The organism is Thalassotalea agariperforans, from assembly GCF_053470345.1.
Window position 1 is genome coordinate 54421 of record NZ_JBQMWH010000003.1, and the last position, 18531, is coordinate 72951.

Consider the following 18531-nt stretch of genomic DNA (forward strand, 5'->3'; position numbering starts at 1 on the left):
TAAATAATCATAATACTGACTTTAGTTTTTTAGTATAGATAAAGCTATATTATGAAACTAATTATTCTTAACCTAATTATTCTGGTTAAACAGCATGTTATGAACTAGTAACCCGATTCACTTCTTCTAAACTAGTAACCCCAGACATCGCTTTAATTAAGCCTGATTGGCGTAAGTTGTTATAACCTTCTTTTTGACATTGAGTGGCGATATCTAACGAGTTACCACCCGCCATAATAATGTTAGCGGTGGCTTCCGAAATTTTAATAACTTCATAAATACCGACACGGCCTTTATAACCGCCGGTACAATGATCACAGCCTACCGGTTTAAATAATTTAATATTGCTAATTTGTTCATTACTAAAACCTTGTTTTAATAATTCTTCCTGCGGGATATGCTCTTCGGTTTTACATTGCATACATAAGCGGCGAGCAAGACGCTGGGCAATAATAATACTTACAGAGCTGGCAACGTTATAAGAAGGCACCCCCATATTTAATAAACGGGTTAAAGTTTCAGCGGCTGAATTAGTATGTAAGGTAGATAATACTAAGTGACCGGTTTGTGCCGCTTTTATTGCAATTTCGGCAGTTTCTAAATCACGAATTTCACCCACCATAACAATATCAGGATCTTGTCGTAAAAATGAACGTAATGCGTTAGGAAAGGTTAAACCTGCTTTGGGGTTTATTTGTACTTGGTTTATGCCTTCAAGGTTAATTTCTACCGGATCTTCGGCGGTGGAAATATTACGTTCTTCGGTATTTAAAATATTTAAGCCGGTGTACAGTGATACTGTTTTACCTGAGCCGGTTGGCCCTGTAACCAAAATCATGCCTTGGGGTTGGGCAAGGGCGTCCATATAAATTTGTTTTTGCACCTTTTCGTAACCTAACATATCAATACCTAACATGGCACTGGATGAGTCAAGTATACGCATTACAATTTTTTCCCCCCACATCGTTGGCAGGGTACTGACCCGAAAATCAATCGATTTTTTCTTAGAAAGCGCTAATTTTATCCGACCATCTTGCGGTATTCGGCGTTCGGCAATATCAAGTTTTGACATGACTTTTAAGCGTGCCGCCATTCGTGATGCTAATGTGACGGGTGGTCGAGCAATTTCTGTTAAAATGCCATCAACACGAAAACGAATGCGATAGGATTTTTCATAAGGTTCAAAGTGTAAATCAGAAGCTCCTTTTTTAATAGCATCTAATAATATTTTATTAATATAAACAACAATCGGTGCATCTTCTTGCTCACTGCTAACATTATCATCGTTATTAGTATTTTCTTCTTGAACATCAATACCAGCTAACTCTTCGGTATCCATTTCAGAAATATCAAGGGCGTCGCTATCTTCTTCTAAAACTTTATCAATACAAGCTTGTAAGCTTTTTTCGTCGGCAATCACTAATTCCGTGGTATAGCCGGTATTAAATTGAATTTCTTCTAAGGCATCTAAATTGGTGGGATCAGCCATGGCCACAAATAATACTTTTCCACGTAAGTATAAGGGTAAGGCATGGTGTTTTCTTATTAGCTTTTCGTTTTTAGTGCCATCCGGAATGATGGTAGTATCAAAATAATTTAGATCAAAGTGTGGGTAACCAAAACTTGTTGAAAGCGTATTAGCGATATCTTTGGCATTAATATGTTTATCTTCAACTAAATAGCGAATGAAAGGTTTATTCTGTTTAATAAAGCCCGCGCTAATCACATCAATCATCTCTTCTGACACTAATTGATGCTTAGTAAGGGTTGATAATAAACTGGATTGTTGGTGGAGTCCTTTCATATATAGCTTAGAGTTATTTCAAGTGATGGAAAAATTAGTGTAACTTATTATTTTATTCAAAAACATATCATTTTATGCAAAAAATAAGAGAAAAAATTAGTTTTTGATAAATATGAGTGTTAACACACTCCATTGGCTATACAAGTTCCGGACTTATCCCAATTTCCTGCACCATCAGGAGTTAGAATATATGTCGATGTATCAGGATCTGTTCCTGTACCGGTTATTGCACCACTAGTAGCGGTTACCGTTACAGAGGTAACATTATCACCTCTAGAAGCATCTGATAAGTCAATTCCTATTTTAGCAGCGGTATCACAGTTAGCTATAGAACCGTTTATTTGAAGGCATATTTCCATTGCTGATTTTACTGTATCAACAGCCAATAATACGCCCGTAAAACGAGATTTTTGAGCATAAGTTTGATATGAAGGAAGGGCTATAGAAGCTAAAATACCTATGATTGCAACTACTATCATTAACTCTATAAGTGTAAAGCCTTTATTCTTTAGCATTTGATAAACTCCATATTTTTAATATAAAAAAGCTCCTAATTAGGAGCTTTTTTATAAGTTTTATGTATTAACAAACACCATTTGCTATACAAGTTCCTGTTTTATCCCAATTTCCTGCACCATCGGGAGTTAGAATATATGTCGATGAATCAGGATCTGTTCCTGTACCGGTTATTGCGCCACTAGTAGCGGTTACCGTTACAGAAGTAACATTATCACCTCTAGCGGCATCCGATAAGTCAATCCCTATTTTAGCTGCAGTATCGCAAGCACCAACAGATCCGTTTACTTGAATACAAACTTCCATTGCCGATTTAACACTACCTACTGCAAGTACTACTTCTGAGTATTTCGACTTTTCAGTATATGTTTGATATGCAGGCAACGCCACGGCAGCCAAAATACCAATAATCGCCACAACGATCATTAATTCAATTAGCGTAAAACCTTTTGCTTTTTTCATTGATTTCATTTGAGTATTAAGTGTTTTCATAATTTTAAATATCCATTACTTATTACGGGGGCTGTTTGTATACTGATACAAAAATTCTAATATGTAAATTTTTTTGACAAAAAAAAGTAAAAAAAATTGAAATTTATCTAGAAATGTTAATAAAGTGCTAATTTATTAGACATTTTTTGCTAAATATTACGAGCTGATGACATAAAAAAGGATTAGTTAAACCTTAACTAAACCTTAAATAAAGTTTATTAACCCTTTTTTATGTCTGTTTTTTGTTCAGTATTAGTGATTATAGAAGAAATTTAACAGATCACCGCACCTGCAAGGTAATTTATTTGTAGGATAAAAAATTAAGCAAAGCGCATCGATAAATCAACGGCGGTAATGTGTTTGGTTAATGCCCCTACCGAAATAAAATCAACTCCTGCTTTGGTATAAACTTTTAAAATATCGAGAGTCATATTACCGGAAACTTCTAATTTAGCCTTGCCACGGGTCAGTTTTACGGCTTGTTCAATCATTTCTGGGGTGAAGTTATCAAGCATAATAATGTCGCTGCCTGCGTTTAATGCTTGTGTTAATTCGTCAAGTGACTCTACTTCTACTTCAACGGTTTTACCTGGATGTTGTGCTTTAGCAGTTTTTACTGCTGCTTCAATACCACCACAAGCGTTGATGTGATTTTCTTTAATAAGAAACGCATCAAATAAACCAATTCGATGATTAACCCCACCACCACAAGTAATGGCATATTTTTGCGCACTGCGCAGCCCTGGAATAGTTTTTCGGGTATCAAGTAATTTAGTATTAGTGCCGGCTAGCTCTTTTACATAAGTATTGGCTAAGGTTGCGGTACTAGATAATGTTTGCAGAAAATTCAGCGCGGCCCGCTCCCCAGTTAAAATTAAACGGGCATTACCGGTAACTTCAAACAGTGTGGTATTGGCTTTTACTGTTTCACCGTCATTAACAAACCAAGTAATTTGGGTTTGATGGCCACTGGCTTGATCTAATTGTTTGAATACTTCATTTACCCAAGCAACACCACAAATAACACAATCATCACGGGTGATCACCGAAGCACAGGCAACATTATCTGCAGGAATAAGACCGGCAGTAATATCTTTACTAGCGTCAATAACGCCATTTAAGCTGGTTCCTAAATCTTCCGCTAAAGCCCAAGTTACTGTGGTGGTAATATCGTGTTGCAAAGCTGGAGTGTGCATTTAGTATTCTCTTTTGGTGTTGTTTGGTTGAAAGTTTATGGCTATAGTCGCGATGTACATTAAATACAGGCTAACTAATCTAATGGTTTGAACGCAAAATAAAGCTAGTTATTAGCTTTAACTGCTTAGTTCTTTAATTACTTAGTTATTTGTATTGAATTAAGGTTAGGTTTTTACCTTGTTGACGAAACTCAATTTGCCTTAATGCGCTCATGCCTAACAATATCTCATCGGATTGAAATGCCGGGTTAATATTGGCGGCAACATTATATAGTATTATTTCACCAATTCTAAGTTCAGATAACTCGGTTTTATAAACTTTTACTGTGCCATTGGCGGTTTCTACCAAATAGCTGCCTTGTTTACGTAAACCTAAGTGAGCGGCAATATGCTCTGGTATTGATACCTGAGTTGCGCCAGTATCAAGTAAAAATACCACACCGGTATTATTAATTTCACCACTGGTAACATAATGACCATAAGGGTTTTGTTTTAGAACAACAGATATTGAGCGGCTATTAATGTGACTATTTACTTGTTGGTTTGGGTTTTCTTTATGGCTTAAAAAGTCATTAAAGCCATAAGATAATAAGGCAAGCGCTAACGCCCAAGCAATCCAAGTAAAACTTTTGCCGATTTTGTTTGTTGTTCCTTGTTCTGTCATAATAAAATCATACCAAATTTCAATAATGTTTCTATATTATGTGTTTATTAAAACTATGTCTTTAGTAAAGTCGGTATTAAAAATTGATAATGGCTGGTTGTTATCAGCAGAACAGCAAAAATCACCGCATTTTTCACCTCGTCCTGAAGCAGCCGACATTCGGTTATTGGTCATTCATAATATATCGTTACCACCAGGGCAGTTTGGTGGTGCTTATATAACGGATTTTTTCTTAGGAAAGTTAGCAGTTGATGAACACCCTTATTTTGCTGAAATTGCTGAGCTGAGAGTTTCCGCCCATTGTTTGATAACGCGGGCAGGCCATATTGTGCAGTATGTGTCGTTTAATGATATGGCATGGCATGCGGGGGTTTCTTGTTATCAGGGACAAGACCGCTGTAATGATTTCTCTATTGGTATTGAGCTAGAAGGTACAGATGAGTTAGCTTATACTGATGCACAATATCAACAATTAGCTAAGCTAACTAACTGTTTGATAAATACTTATCCTAAATTAGCTGATAATATAGCAGGACATTGCGATATTGCGCCGGAACGAAAAACCGATCCGGGCGAAGCTTTTGATTGGCAATATTACAAAAGTTTAATAAAACAGGATTAATTGTAACAGTAACAGTTCCTAATATTGTTAAACTATACTTCTATAATAAAAATTGGTGCTTATTTTTAAGCATAAACATAGGTTGGAATATGAGTTTATTAAGTTTGTTATTTGCTTTGGCGGTTGAACGTAGTATGTCGTCGAAAGTGTGGCAATTCTCTTTTTATTTTCAAGAATTTGTAAAGGCTGTTAAACAGAGTAAGTTAATTAAAACGCCGGTTGATAATATTATTAGTGCGGCTTTGTTGGTGGTGATTCCAGCTTTTGCCGTATTTTTAGCTGCGCTTTTTGTACAAGGTAGTATTTTTGAATTACTGCTTTCATGTGTTGTGTTATTGATTTGTATCGGTTGTAAATTTACACGTTCAGCTTATAAAGGTTATTTACAAGCCGCTTTTCGTGGTGAATTAACTACTTGTGATACGCATTACCAGCAATTAATTGCCGAAAAAAACTTACCGGATATCGGTTTAGGCCAAGCGCTAGTTTGGTTAAACTTTCGTTATTATATTGCCATTATGATTTTATTTGTGCTTTTTGGTTTGCCAGCGGTTGTTTTTTACCGCTTTTTAATTGCAGTAGTCGATTATCAAGCAAGTGAAGATGAAACTGTGGATGGTATTGCTCAGCAGCAACTCGCTAAATTATTATTTTGGCTAGAATGGCCAATGGTTCGTCTAGTTTCTTTTTGTTATATGTTGGTGGGTAATTTTTCAAAAGCATTATCGGTTTGGCTAGAAACCTGTTTTGATTTTGTTGAGCAGCCTTTTATGGTGTTAAATAAAGTTGCAAAACAATCAGAAGATTTTCAAGTAGATGAAAATGACTGTACAGCCGAGCCTTGTTTGTTAGTTAGATTAGCCAAAAGGTCGTTAATGTTATTATTGGCTATTATTGCCATATTAACGATTACTGGTGTTATTCATTAGCTATTTGTATTACTTACCAGTAGTAGTCACCAATATTAGTCACCAATAGTAATCACCAGCGATTAGCTTTAACCGCTGGCGATTTAATTTCATACTTCTTAATTAGGGTCTGTCTATCTTTGTTTAATAATTCAGCTGAGAGATAAAATCGTTTTAATCAAGGCTGAAATTATGTCGTTTAGTCATCTAAACCAATAATTTTTAACGCCGAGTAAAGCGATTTTAGCCTCAGCCCACAGGGCAATGGCTATTTTTTGCGCTAGCTGCATTAGAATTTCACTCATTTGGAATAACCAAACAACGCTCATTCTGCTTTGCTATCACTTAAAATAGCCTATTGCTGAAAATATAAACAAAAATTAACAGACCCTAGTTCTCACTTTTTAATATTTCTGCTATTACTTATCCTCATTTGTTAATTATTTTGTACGCATTAATTGGTAAGACCTTTGTTTTTGGGTTGTGTTTTTTGACGTGTTTTTGTTTAGTTATCGATCAGATAATGTCAGTAAATAACGATTAATTTTGTTAAAAATTTTACACTGGTCGATCTTTTTGTTAAGTTAAGGGGCTGAAAAAACACAAAGGTAAGACCAATTTACCAATTAGTCACGAGCTGATTTTTCGTAAATTTGAGGTATTACCTTGTTTTAATTGCTGATAAGCAGCACATGGCACGGAACTAAAATGGTTAATAGACCTGTAAAACAACCTAAGTTATCAGACATTATCTTAGTGCAACTTGAAGAAATGATTGTTGCCGGTAACTTAAAGGCAGGAGAACAATTACCACCAGAACGCGAATTAGCTAAACAATTTGAAGTATCACGTCCTTCTTTAAGAGAAGCGATACAAAAATTAGAAGCCAAAGGGTTAGTGATTCGTAAACAAGGTGGTGGCACGTTTGTTTGTGATAATGCGTTAGGTGGCTTATCAGATCCATTGTTTGATTTGATGTCTAAAAATATTGATAGCCAATTTGATTTATTAGAGTTTCGGTTAGGTGTTGAAGGCATGGCAGCCTATTATGCGGCTATGCGAGGCACTAAGGTTGATTTAGCGCAAGTACAAGCTAAGTATGAAGCGATAGGATTAGCACAGTTAGAAAATAATGTGCAAATTGAAGCCGAAGCGGTATTTGAATTTTTTATGGCTATTTGTACTGCTTCACAAAATGCGGTTATTCAGCATTTAGTGAAGAGTATGGCGAGTTTATTTATTGATAATTTAGCCCAGAATATTTCTATATTAGCCAAGCGCCCTGAAATGTTCGATAAAATGGCGGATTATCGAAAAAAATTATTAAAAGCAATTTTAAGTGGTAAGCCTCAAAAGGCGTGGAGCGAGAGCCACAGCCACTTAACATTTGTTGAAGAAGTATTATTGTTGCAGTCAGAAGAACAAAGCTCAATGCAGCGTTCTATTCGTCGTATGCAACGATATGAGTAAATAATTAGTTTTATTTGTTCATAGGTTAAGTACAGGGTTATTAATAAGTCGTTTTTATTTTTAATCATTATAAATTACATAAAACAACATTGGAGACTAAGTAAATTATGTCTGAGCTCCCTAATATCGATTTAGATTCAGCCGAAACGCAGGAATGGCTAGAATCTTTGGAAGCCGTTTTGGAAAACGAAGGTCCAGAACGTGCACATTTCCTATTAGAAAAATTAATTGATCAAGCTCGTCGCAGTGGTACTCATTTACCATTTGATGCGAAAACAGCCTATGTAAATACTATTCCACCATCACAAGAGCCAAAAATGCCTGGTGATCAAACAATTGAAGCGCGTATTCGTGCAGCAATTCGTTGGAATGCATTAATGATCGTATTACGAGCGTCTAAAAAAGATTTAGAGCTTGGTGGTCACATCGGTAGTTTTGCTTCTTCTGCAATGTTATATGATGTTGGTTTTAACCATTTCTTTAAAGCGCCAACGGCAGAGCACGGTGGTGATTTTATTTTCTCTCAAGGCCATATTTCTCCAGGTATTTATGCCCGTTCATTTGTTGAAGGTAGCTTAACTGAAGAGCAGTTAAATAACTTCCGTCAAGAATGTGATGGCAATGGTTTATCTTCATACCCGCATCCGCATTTAATGAAAGATTACTGGCAGTTCCCAACGGTTTCTATGGGCTTAGGTCCATTACAAGCGATTTATACTGCTCGTTTCTTAAAGTACTTAACTGACCGTGGTATTAAAGATTGTTCAGGCCAACGTGTTTATTGTTACTTAGGTGACGGTGAAACGGATGAGCCAGAATCATTAGGTGCTATTGGTTTAGCATCTCGTGAAGGTTTAGATAACTTATGTTTTGTTATCAACTGTAACTTACAACGTTTAGATGGCCCAGTACGTGGTAACGGTAAAATCATCCAAGAACTTGAAGGTACATTCCGTGGCGCAGGCTGGGAAGTATGTAAAGTTATTTGGGGTTCTTACTGGGATGCTCTTATTGCACGTGATACCTCAGGTAAACTTTTACAATTGATGAGTGAAACAGTAGATGGTGAATACCAAAACTGTAAAGCAAAAGGTGGTAAATACACCCGTGAAAACTTCTTCAATAAGTACCCTGAAACAGCGGCATTAGTTGCTAACATGTCTGATGAAGACATCTACCGCTTAAACCGTGGTGGTCATGATCCAGTTAAGGTTTTTGCTGCTTACCAAAAAGCGATGGACACTAAAGGTCGTCCGACAGTAATCCTTGCTAAAACAGTTAAAGGTTTTGGTTTAGGTGCTTCTGGTGAAGCATTAAACATTGCTCATAACGTTAAGAAAATGGATGTTGATTCAATCAAACAATTCCGTGATCGTTTTAACATTCCGGTAGCTGATGCAGATATTCCAAACTTACCTTATTACAAGTTTGACGAAGATAGTGTTGAATACAAGTACATGAAAGAGCGTCGTGAAGCATTAGGTGGTTCATTACCTCAACGTCGTGAACAAGCTGAAGAACAGTTAGAAATTCCTGAATTAAAAGCATTTGATGCGATTTTAAAAGGTTCAGGTGAGCGTGAAGTTTCTTCTACCATGACTTTTGTTCGTGTATTAAATGCCTTATTAAAAGATAAGAAGATCGGTAAGCGTATCGTTCCTATTATTCCTGATGAAGCACGTACTTTTGGTATGGAAGGTTTATTCCGCCAAGTAGGTATTTATGCAAGTGAAGGACAAAAATACGTTCCTCAAGATGCTGATCAAGTTGCTTATTATCGTGAAGATAAAAAAGGCCAAGTATTACAAGAAGGTATTAACGAATTAGGTGCTATGGCGTCATGGGTAGCTTCGGGTACGTCTTACTCTACTTGTAACGCAACTACGATTCCTTTCTACATCTACTACTCAATGTTTGGTTTCCAACGTGTTGGTGATTTAGCATGGGCAGCGGGTGATAGCCAAGCACGTGGTTTCTTATTAGGTGCTACTGCTGGTCGTACAACACTTAACGGTGAAGGCTTACAACATCAGGATGGTCATTCTCATGTACAAGCTAACCTTATTCCTAACTGTGTGACTTACGATCCAACTTATGGTTATGAAGTAGCGGTTATTGTACAAGACGGTTTACGTCGTATGTACGGTGAAAACGAAAACGTTTTCTACTACTTAACCTTAATGAACGAAAACTACCAACACCCAGCTATGCCTGAAGGTGATGATGTAGCAGCTGATATCATTAAAGGTATTTACAAGTTAGAACGTGTTGAAGCGAAAAAAGCGAAGTCTAACGTTCAATTAATGGGGTCAGGTACAATCTTAAATGAAGTACGTAAAGCGGCTCAAATTTTAAGTGAAGACTACAATGTATCTTCTGATGTTTACTCGGTAACTTCATTCAATGAATTAGCCCGTGAAGGTCAAGAAGTGGTTCGTTGGAACATGCTTAACCCTGAAGCTACGCCAAAAACAGCTCACATTGGTACTGTTATCACTAAAGATGCAGGTCCAGCGATTGCTGCAACTGATTACGTTAAATCATATTCAGATCAAGTTCGTGCCTTTATCGACACAGACTACCGCTGTTTAGGAACAGACGGCTTTGGTCGCAGTGACAGCCGTGCAAACTTACGCACACATTTTGAAGTTAATGCAGCTTATGTTGTTGTTGCTTCATTATATGAGCTAGCGCAACGTGGTGAAGTTGAGAAGAGTGTGGTAACTGAAGCGATTAAACGTTTTAACATCAACACTGATAAACTTAACCCACTTTACGCTTAATTTAGTGGCTAGATAAGGAATCAAAGATATGTCTGATATTCAAAAAATCCTAGTCCCTGATGTAGGTGGCGAAGAAGTTGAAATCATTGAAATTTGTGTTGCTGTTGGTGACACATTAGAAGCTGATGAAGGAATTGTTACCGTTGAAACTGATAAAGCGTCAATGGACATTCCAGCCCCATTTGCCGGTAAGTTAACTAGCTTATCGGTTAATGTTGGCGACAAAATTAAAGAAGGTGATGTTATTGGTGAAATTCAAGCAGAGGGCGCAAGCGCGCCAGTTGCTGAAGAAGCACCAGCGGCACCTGTAGCAGAAGCGCCTGCTGTTGAAGCACCTGTTGCGGCTCCGGCTGCAGCACCAGCTCCAGTGGCTTCGGCAAGTGAAGTTATTGAAATTGCTGTACCAGATATTGGCGAAGATGGTGAAGTTGAAGTTATTGATGTGTTAGTTGCTGTTGGCGACGTGATTGAACAAGAAGATGGTTTAATTACGTTAGAAACAGACAAAGCTACCATGGATGTACCATCAACACATGCCGGAACAGTAAAAGAAGTTTATATTGCTACTGGCGATAAAGTTAAGCAAGGCTCTGTTGTTATCAAGCTTGAAACTGCGGGTAGCGCACCAGCACCAGTAGCTGAAGCTCCTGCCGTAGAAGCGGCACCGGTAGCAGCAGCTACTGCTGAAGCTGCGCCTGCACCTGCAGCAGTAGCGGCTACAGCAAGTGAAATTATTGAAGTTGCGGTTCCTGATATTGGCGAAGATGGCGAAGTTGACGTTATTGACGTATTAGTTTCAATTGGTGATGTGATTGATGCCGAAGACGGTTTAATTACGCTTGAAACTGATAAAGCGACAATGGATGTACCATCAACTCATGCTGGTACCGTAAAAGAAGTTTACATTGCTAACGGTGATAAAGTTAAACAAGGCACTGTTGTTATTAAGCTTGAAACTAAAGGTTCTGCACCTGTTGCAGCGGCTCCTGCGGCTCAAGCTCCTGCAGCGCCAGTAGCAAGTGCTCCGGCGGCTCCTGCACCAGCTAAAGCGGATCCAGTGCCAGCAACACCAAGTGACTTTAAATCAACAGGTCCTATTTTTGCTTCACCATCAATTCGTCGTTTAGGTCGTGAATTTGGTGTTGATTTAACGTTAGTAAAAGGTACGGGTCGTAAAGGTCGTATCTTAAAAGAAGATGTTCAAGCTTATGTTAAAGCGGCATTAGCGGCACCTAAAGCTGCGGCGGGTGGTAATGCTATTGTTGGTGACAACGTATTACAAATTGTTCCGGTTAAGCCTGTTGACCATAGCAAGTTTGGTGAAGTTGAAGAGTTAGCGTTAGGTCGTATTCAGAAGATTTCTGGTCCGTTCTTACATCGTAACTGGGCAACTATTCCACATGTTACCCAATTTGATGAAGCGGATATCACTGATGTTGAAGATTTCCGTAAAGAGCAAAATGCTTATCATGCTAAAAAGCAAACTGGCTTAAAAATTACGCCACTTGTATTCGTGATGAAAGCGGTAGCACGTGCGTTAGAGAAATTCCCTAACATGAACTCTTCGTTATCTGAAGATGGTGCTAGCTTAATTCTTAAGAAGTTCATCAACATTGGTATTGCGGTAGCAACGCCAGGTGGCTTAGTTGTTCCTGTAATTAAAGATGTGAACAAAAAAGGCATTGAAGAGCTTTCACAAGAATTAATTGTGATTTCTAAGAAAGCACGTGACGGCAAGTTAAAGGCTGCTGACATGTCAGGTGGTACATTTACTATTTCTAGCTTAGGTGGTATTGGTGGTACAGCATTTACACCAATCGTTAATGCGCCAGAAGTTGGTATTTTGGGTGTATCTAAATCAGAAATGAAGCCTAAGTGGAATGGTAAAGAATTTGTACCTCGTTTAATGGTGCCATTATCTTTATCTTACGACCATCGTGTTATCGATGGTGCTGAAGGTGCAGCATTCTCTACTGAGATCGCGGCAAACTTAACTGATTTACGTAGATTAGTACTTTAATGAAAAAGTCGGTAGCATTGAAATGTTACCGGCTTTCTTTTTAGATAAGTAATTTAGAATTTATCCGCAGTTTGTCAAAGTATAAGCTGTTACAAATAGAACAATTTGAGGTTCACATGAGCGAAATTAAAACTCAAGTAGTAGTATTAGGTGCAGGCCCTGGTGGTTATTCAGCAGCGTTCCGTGCAGCAGATTTAGGTTTAGATGTTGTATTAGTAGAAAGCCGTGAAACACTTGGTGGTGTTTGTTTAAACGTGGGTTGTATCCCATCAAAAGCTTTATTACACGTAGCTAAAGTTATTGATGATGCAGCAGAAATGGCTTCTCACGGGGTGACTTTTGGCGCACCACAAATCGATTTAGATAAAATCCGCTCTTGGAAAGAAAGCGTAATCGCTCAGTTAACTGGCGGTTTAGGCGGTATGGCTAAAGCACGTAAAGTAAATACAGTTTATGGTTACGGTAAATTTACGTCAGACAAAACAGTTGAAGTAGTAGGTAACGACGGTAAAACGACTACCATTACTTTTGATAATGCCATTATTGCTGCTGGTTCTTCAGTGGTTGATTTGCCATTTATTCCTAAAGATGACCCACGTGTTATTGATTCAACAGGCGCTTTAGAACTTAAAGACGTTCCTGGTGAAATGTTAGTATTGGGTGGTGGTATCATTGGTTTAGAAATGGGTACTGTTTACAATGCCTTAGGTTCTAACGTGTCTGTAGTTGAGTTTGCAGACCAATTAGTGCCTGCTGCTGACGCTGATATTGTGAAAGTATACACTAACTACAACAAGAAAAAGTTCAACATTATGTTGTCAACGAAAGTTGTTGCTGTTGATGCTAAAGATGACGGTTTATACGTTACTTTCGAAGGTAAAAATGCCCCAGAAGGGCAAGTACGTTACGACAAGATCTTAGTTGCTGTTGGTCGTAAGCCTAACGGTAAATTAATTGACGCAGAAAAAGCTGGCGTAAACGTAGACGAGCGTGGTTTTATCAACGTATCTAACGAATTACGTACTAACGTTAACCACATCTTCGCTATCGGTGATGTTGTTGGTCAACCTATGCTTGCTCACAAAGCGGTACATGAAGCACATGTTGCTGCCGAAGTTATCTCTGGTAAAAAACACGTATTCGACCCACGTTGTATTCCTTCAATTGCTTATACTGATCCAGAAATGGCTTGGGTTGGTATCACAGAGCGTGAAGCTAAAGAGCAAGGTTTAAACATTGAAGTTGCTAACTTCCCTTGGGCTGCTTCTGGCCGTGCGATTGCTTCTGCACGTACCGAAGGTAAAACGAAGATGATCTTCGAAAAAGAAACTGGCCGTGTTTTAGGTGGTGCTATTGTTGGTATCAATGCTGGTGAAATGCTTGGTGAAGTTTGTTTAGCGGTTGAAATGGGCGCAGATGCTGAAGATGTTGGTTTAACCATTCATGCACACCCAACGTTAAACGAGTCAATTGGTTTAGCGGCTGAAATCTTTGAAGGTTCAATCACTGATTTACCAAATGCTAAAGCAGTAAAGAAAAAGAAATAATTAGCTTAACGGTTTAATTATTGAAAATAAAAACCAGCTTATTCAAGCTGGTTTTTTATTTTAGAAGGCTTTATGTTAATTAAAAACAAAACCATTTATACCATTCAGTATAAATAAGTGCTTACATAGAACGTTATGGGCGGCATTAGAACCAACAAAACTAAGCCTTTAAATTCTCGCTAAGTGAGCACTTTCTTATACGGACAAGTATTATTATTTAACCTGAATTCGAGATAACCAGTTGCTTTATGGTAGCTTTTTTACCAATTTATTCAGCGGCAATAAGTATTTAAACTTGCTTTTTGGAGTAGCCTAATAAACCAATTACCGCTAAATAACTGCTGACATTGTTATTCTTTTTCTTGCTCTATGGTTAACTCTGTTTCTTTTCGTAAGTAACCAGCAGCATCTTCATCTTGTTCTATACGATGTTGAGTTGGTATGGCACGTGTTTCTTTATTTAACTGATGAATTTGAGAAGCGTTACCTAAGTCTCGTTCACTGGTAATAGCCGCAATTGACTCTCGGTCTTTTAGAAAAGAAATAACATCTTGTTTGATAGCGTTTAGATCGTTATCGCTTTTGTGCATTTCTAGAATAATACGTGGGTGTTCGAGGTTTCTCATACCTGTGGCGGCAAAAGTACTTGTAACAATGCGTGAAACAATGATCCATGGTGTGATGCTGCTTCTTACTAAGGTATTTTCAGAACGTGTGCTGTCGTGAATACTCGTTCCAGTTGATATTTTAGATTCTGTAAAAGTCCCTTCACATTTAAAATAAATTAATAGAGATTCAAATTGCATTTCAGCAAAAAATAAGTGCGCATTATTTGTTAATAGTTGGGCAAACGATTTTAATAAATAACCTATCAAAAACAAATGTAATGCGTTTATCAATACTGGAGATAGTGAGGTTAAAATTTCATTTTCTATGATATCTCCCACTGAATTTACTTCAAGAGATACTATAAATTGATAAATTTCAACAAAGGCGTAAGCCAAAAATAAGGTCGTAAACATAGCAATAATAAATAGAAGGTTACCTCCTAATAAGCTTATTAAACGTGCTTTATTAAAGTTTTCACCTAACTTAATTTCTTTAATTTTAGGTTGTATTTCTTGGATCATTTCACCTCTAAAGCCACCTTTACCATCTATTTGTTCTTCAAGTTGAGGGTCTAATTCACGGTAAACACGGTTTGGTACTTCTTTGTAACGGCGGTTAGCCATAACTAAATTATCAAGATTGATAAAAATTTCATTTGGATGAATAGACTCTTGCCAGTTTTCTCTTAGTTCAGATACTTCTGTCACAGGAGTTACATGCTTTAGGCGTTGCTTTAACATAAAAAATACAATAGCGCTTGATGCAACAGCTAATAAGAAAATAGTAAATAAATATAAACCTGTGTGTAGATCAGGAAGGTTACTTATCCATAAGTTAAGTTGTTGTTTTGTGATATGTGCAGATGAAATAGTCCATTTCAGAATTAAACCTACTAGTACAGGTAAAAACAAAGAAATAACAACCACTTTAACAATGCTGCCATTTCCTAAAGATTGAATGCTTTTTTCCGATCCTCTAGATATAGGTTTACCAGAATCACGCCACACTAATAATAAATAAAGCATTAAACAAGCTGAATATATTGGAAAGGCTAGTTCACCTATTTCTCCAGCAAACCCTGCTAAAGAAACAAAAGCAACAAACGCGTAGGCAATTAATGCTGTTATTGTTTTAACCCAAGCGGAAAATAAATTTTGTGCCATATTTCTAATGGGATACGGCATAAAAAGTAGTTTAGGTATAAAACTATGTAACAAACGAGCAAGAAAGCCATGTGGTTCGACAAAAGTACTGTTTTTTCTACCAAATAACATTTCTTCTATGGAGTTTGCTGTATAGGCAAGGTAATTACTTTCTTCTTGGGCGGTACTACGTTCGGACTTACTGTAATTTTTGGCAAGCGATGTTGGGTGATTTCTTCCAACAAAATATCGCATAGTGGCATAGATTCCGAGACCTAAAGCACGAATGCCTCCGGCAAATAATAACAAACCAAAAACAACTAAAATCCAACCACTACCAGCATCATCTTTAACAAGGCTTGAGGCTGTTATTAATAAATATAAACCAAGGATTGTTTGAATAACCCCTCTTATTGCAGTGACGTAACCTTCTTTTTTAAAAGGGTTTTTAAGTCCTAAATCTATTGAACCGTAATCAAACGACATGTAACACTCCTGTGTAGTTTAAATATTTTATACCTTTTTTAGTTTTCGTGATTTTACTTAAATTTAATTACTTTACAAAGTGTTAAAGCTTTAATTTACAGATTTAAAGTGTGTTGACCTTTAGTGTCTTTATAAGTTTATAGAATGAATTTGCAGATGAAGCTAGAGCGATAACGTAGTAGAAAGGCCATACAAATGTTGCCCTTCGGATTCGTCCTGAGCGCTTCTAGCATTACGTTACTCACTTTTTATGTTTCAGTTTTAGGTTGAATATACTTATCAGCGTTACGTTGGCAGTTATTTAATAAGCTTACGAACGCCTGACAAGGTCTATCAATAGCGCTTTCAGGAATGTAGAGGTGATAGCCTAGCGCTTGTTGTAAAATGGTTGTTTGATGTAAAAAAGCGGCGACAGGGCCTTTTATTGTCTTACCCTCTAGCTTAAATGGCGTGAAGTTAATAATAACTTGATCCATGGTTAATAAACGATGTTGTAAACAAAAATGAATAAGCGGTCGCTGCTCATGAATTAACCTACTGGCTAAACGAGGTGAAATATTAGCGACAATAGCGTTCAAGCTATTTAACTTTATACCGACGTATGGAAGTTCAATTCGTTCTAAGAAAGTGGTTTCAGTAACTTGGGCAATACGTGCTATATCAGGCCATGCTATTTGCCAAACACCATATTTATGCAGATACCGTATCCATTGAGGTGTTATTAGAAAACTAGTTTCAGGTTCGAGGCGTTTAATAAAACCAATAAAAATAACGACTAAGGATACCAATACTAAAAATATCAGTACTAATTTGGCTTCTAACCAATAATGCTGTGCTAATAGGATTATCAAAGCTAATGACAATAAGCCAAGTAACATTAAGCTATAGGCATGATGCTTGGCTTGTGCTTTAATTTTTATTTCAGGGGTTGGCAACTCAGTGATCAATTTAAGTAGATAGTTTTATTATGGGAGTATGCCGCAGTTTCAAAATAATTCAATATCATCCTCATCAAGCTGAGTATTTTGTTTTTCATTATTAAATTCTTCTAAGGCTATGGCAATGGGTACGCCGGAAATCACTTTGTCGAACATTTGTTTTTCCGCTTCCATAGTATATTTGCTACGTATCTCCGTTTGTAATTTTTGCCACTCTAAGGGCGAATATAACGCATTTGGATTAGCGATTAATTCCGTTAGTGAAGCCAAACTATTGCTGACATGATCTAACCGTTGCGTTAGTTTATCGTAAAATTGAAAAGCAACAATAGCGGTTTGTACTTTGTCAGTTGCAGTAATTGTTGCTCCTTGAATGATATGTTTTATTTTCTGAGAGTTATCATCTTCAGCGGTTAATTTGGGAATGGTTGCTTGAATATCGCTTAAGTTCGTAGCAAGGCCTGTGAATGATTTAGACAGCGTTTCTACGGATGAATTCCCATCGTTCATTGATTGATCTATTTGAGCAACCGCTAGATTAAGCATTAAGATAGTTTCTTTTAGCTGACTCCAGTCTAAGTCAGGCTTGGTTGCTGTTGAGCCATTTGATAAATTCATCGTACATTCCTTGTTAAAAATATAATCTTAAGGTTAGTTAAGAATTAATAATTGTGTGAAAAAAATACCTTATTTTTATTAATTAACGAATTTAAATTATTGTGTACAAGGCTATGGCGTGATTTTTGGTCGGTAATTTAATTTAACAATTCTTCCCATTAATACACAGTTACCCTTTATTTAACGTGCTATATTGTTATTTAAAGCTTAAGCGTTTTATTTGTGTTGTAGGATGAATGATGGCTCAGTGTGCAAAGGTAGTATTTTGTTTCTTGATGATGTTTTTAACGAGTTGTGCTCAACAGGCGGAGCTAAATAATGGTGAGTCGCAATGGGACTTTGATCATAACTTACAATTTAGTGAAACCTTAATCAGTGACAATATTTATCATATTGAAATTATTCCGAATGATAAAACCAATTTTAGCCGATTAGCGACCTTTTTAATGCGTCGTTCTTTAAGACTTTGTCAAAGTTATGGTTTTAAAATTGAAGTATTAAAAGGCGTGGAAAGTTACGATCATAAACGTTCGTTTCCTAATATGATCATGTCGAAGCTAGCAGCGAATGTGGAGTGCCCAAGTGGTGAGACACCAGTTAAATCTGCTGCAGATAAGAATAAGTAAATCTCAACTAAAATTAACCGATATACTTTAGTTATTGGGCTTAAATATTGGTTTTAAGTTAAGTTACAAAGATTACAAATAAAAAAAAGG

16 protein-coding genes are annotated in these 18531 nt (G+C 37.0%); 7 read left to right on the plus strand and 9 right to left on the minus strand.

Annotation, left to right across the window (positions count from 1 at the left end; all coding sequences use genetic code 11):
- Positions 1-97 precede the first annotated feature (97 nt).
- The 5 genes from pilB to ACSLUO_RS05655 all read right to left on the minus strand — a co-directional run bounded on the left by pilB (position 98) and on the right by ACSLUO_RS05655 (position 4672).
- The gene (pilB, locus tag ACSLUO_RS05635) at positions 98-1804 is read right to left on the minus strand and encodes a type IV-A pilus assembly ATPase PilB (protein WP_448246953.1); all 1707 of its coding nucleotides are present in this window, start codon (positions 1802-1804) and stop codon (positions 98-100) included.
- A gap of 119 nt (positions 1805-1923) precedes the next feature.
- Positions 1924-2319, minus strand: a complete 396-nt coding sequence (locus ACSLUO_RS05640) for a pilin (RefSeq protein ID WP_448246954.1) — start codon at positions 2317-2319, stop codon at positions 1924-1926.
- A 67-nt stretch (positions 2320-2386) separates the two neighbouring features.
- Positions 2387-2812 (minus strand): pilin, encoded by a 426-nt coding sequence (locus ACSLUO_RS05645; protein ID WP_448246956.1) that lies wholly within the window; start codon positions 2810-2812, stop codon positions 2387-2389.
- Positions 2813-3132: 320 nt separating this feature from the next.
- A complete protein-coding gene (nadC, locus tag ACSLUO_RS05650; protein ID WP_448246958.1) occupies positions 3133-4008 on the minus strand; it encodes a carboxylating nicotinate-nucleotide diphosphorylase in 876 nt (291 codons plus the stop codon).
- A 145-nt stretch (positions 4009-4153) separates the two neighbouring features.
- Complete coding sequence (locus ACSLUO_RS05655) at positions 4154-4672, minus strand: retropepsin-like aspartic protease family protein (RefSeq protein ID WP_448246959.1); 519 nt, start codon at positions 4670-4672, stop codon at positions 4154-4156.
- A 55-nt stretch (positions 4673-4727) separates the two neighbouring features.
- Between ACSLUO_RS05655 and ampD the strand changes: the two genes are divergently transcribed.
- The gene (ampD, locus tag ACSLUO_RS05660) at positions 4728-5294 is read left to right on the plus strand and encodes a 1,6-anhydro-N-acetylmuramyl-L-alanine amidase AmpD (RefSeq protein ID WP_448246960.1); all 567 of its coding nucleotides are present in this window, start codon (positions 4728-4730) and stop codon (positions 5292-5294) included.
- Positions 5295-5383: 89 nt separating this feature from the next.
- The gene (ampE, locus tag ACSLUO_RS05665) at positions 5384-6223 is read left to right on the plus strand and encodes a regulatory signaling modulator protein AmpE (protein WP_448246961.1); all 840 of its coding nucleotides are present in this window, start codon (positions 5384-5386) and stop codon (positions 6221-6223) included.
- A gap of 182 nt (positions 6224-6405) precedes the next feature.
- On the opposite strand, the gene ACSLUO_RS05670 is transcribed toward ampE, so the two are convergent.
- Positions 6406-6531 carry a hypothetical protein gene (locus ACSLUO_RS05670; protein ID WP_448246963.1) on the minus strand — a complete coding sequence of 42 codons (126 nt, stop codon included), beginning with the start codon at positions 6529-6531 and terminating at the stop codon, positions 6406-6408.
- 379 nt (positions 6532-6910) lie between these two features.
- Here ACSLUO_RS05670 and pdhR point away from each other — a divergent pair, with 379 nt between their 5' ends.
- From pdhR to lpdA, 4 genes are all read left to right on the plus strand, one after another.
- Positions 6911-7672 carry a pyruvate dehydrogenase complex transcriptional repressor PdhR gene (pdhR, locus tag ACSLUO_RS05675; protein WP_448246965.1) on the plus strand — a complete coding sequence of 254 codons (762 nt, stop codon included), beginning with the start codon at positions 6911-6913 and terminating at the stop codon, positions 7670-7672.
- 107 nt (positions 7673-7779) lie between these two features.
- Positions 7780-10455: a pyruvate dehydrogenase (acetyl-transferring), homodimeric type gene (gene aceE / locus ACSLUO_RS05680; protein ID WP_448246967.1), complete on the plus strand. Its 2676-nt coding sequence runs from the start codon at positions 7780-7782 to the stop codon at positions 10453-10455.
- Positions 10456-10483: 28 nt separating this feature from the next.
- Positions 10484-12475 carry a pyruvate dehydrogenase complex dihydrolipoyllysine-residue acetyltransferase gene (gene aceF, locus ACSLUO_RS05685; protein ID WP_448246968.1) on the plus strand — a complete coding sequence of 664 codons (1992 nt, stop codon included), beginning with the start codon at positions 10484-10486 and terminating at the stop codon, positions 12473-12475.
- 116 nt (positions 12476-12591) lie between these two features.
- Positions 12592-14022 (plus strand): dihydrolipoyl dehydrogenase, encoded by a 1431-nt coding sequence (lpdA, locus tag ACSLUO_RS05690; protein ID WP_448246970.1) that lies wholly within the window; start codon positions 12592-12594, stop codon positions 14020-14022.
- A 350-nt stretch (positions 14023-14372) separates the two neighbouring features.
- On the opposite strand, the gene ACSLUO_RS05695 is transcribed toward lpdA, so the two are convergent.
- The 3 genes from ACSLUO_RS05695 to ACSLUO_RS05705 all read right to left on the minus strand — a co-directional run bounded on the left by ACSLUO_RS05695 (position 14373) and on the right by ACSLUO_RS05705 (position 17815).
- A complete protein-coding gene (locus ACSLUO_RS05695) occupies positions 14373-16259 on the minus strand; it encodes a hypothetical protein (RefSeq protein WP_448246971.1) in 1887 nt (628 codons plus the stop codon).
- 248 nt (positions 16260-16507) lie between these two features.
- Entirely contained in the window at positions 16508-17206 is a 699-nt protein-coding gene (locus tag ACSLUO_RS05700; RefSeq protein WP_448246972.1) for a DUF2982 domain-containing protein, read from the minus strand.
- Positions 17207-17245: 39 nt separating this feature from the next.
- Positions 17246-17815, minus strand: coding sequence for a hypothetical protein (locus tag ACSLUO_RS05705; RefSeq protein ID WP_448246974.1), 570 nt, complete (start codon positions 17813-17815; stop codon positions 17246-17248).
- A 239-nt stretch (positions 17816-18054) separates the two neighbouring features.
- Here ACSLUO_RS05705 and ACSLUO_RS05710 point away from each other — a divergent pair, with 239 nt between their 5' ends.
- The gene (locus ACSLUO_RS05710) at positions 18055-18441 is read left to right on the plus strand and encodes a hypothetical protein (RefSeq protein ID WP_448246975.1); all 387 of its coding nucleotides are present in this window, start codon (positions 18055-18057) and stop codon (positions 18439-18441) included.
- Positions 18442-18531 lie beyond the last annotated feature (90 nt).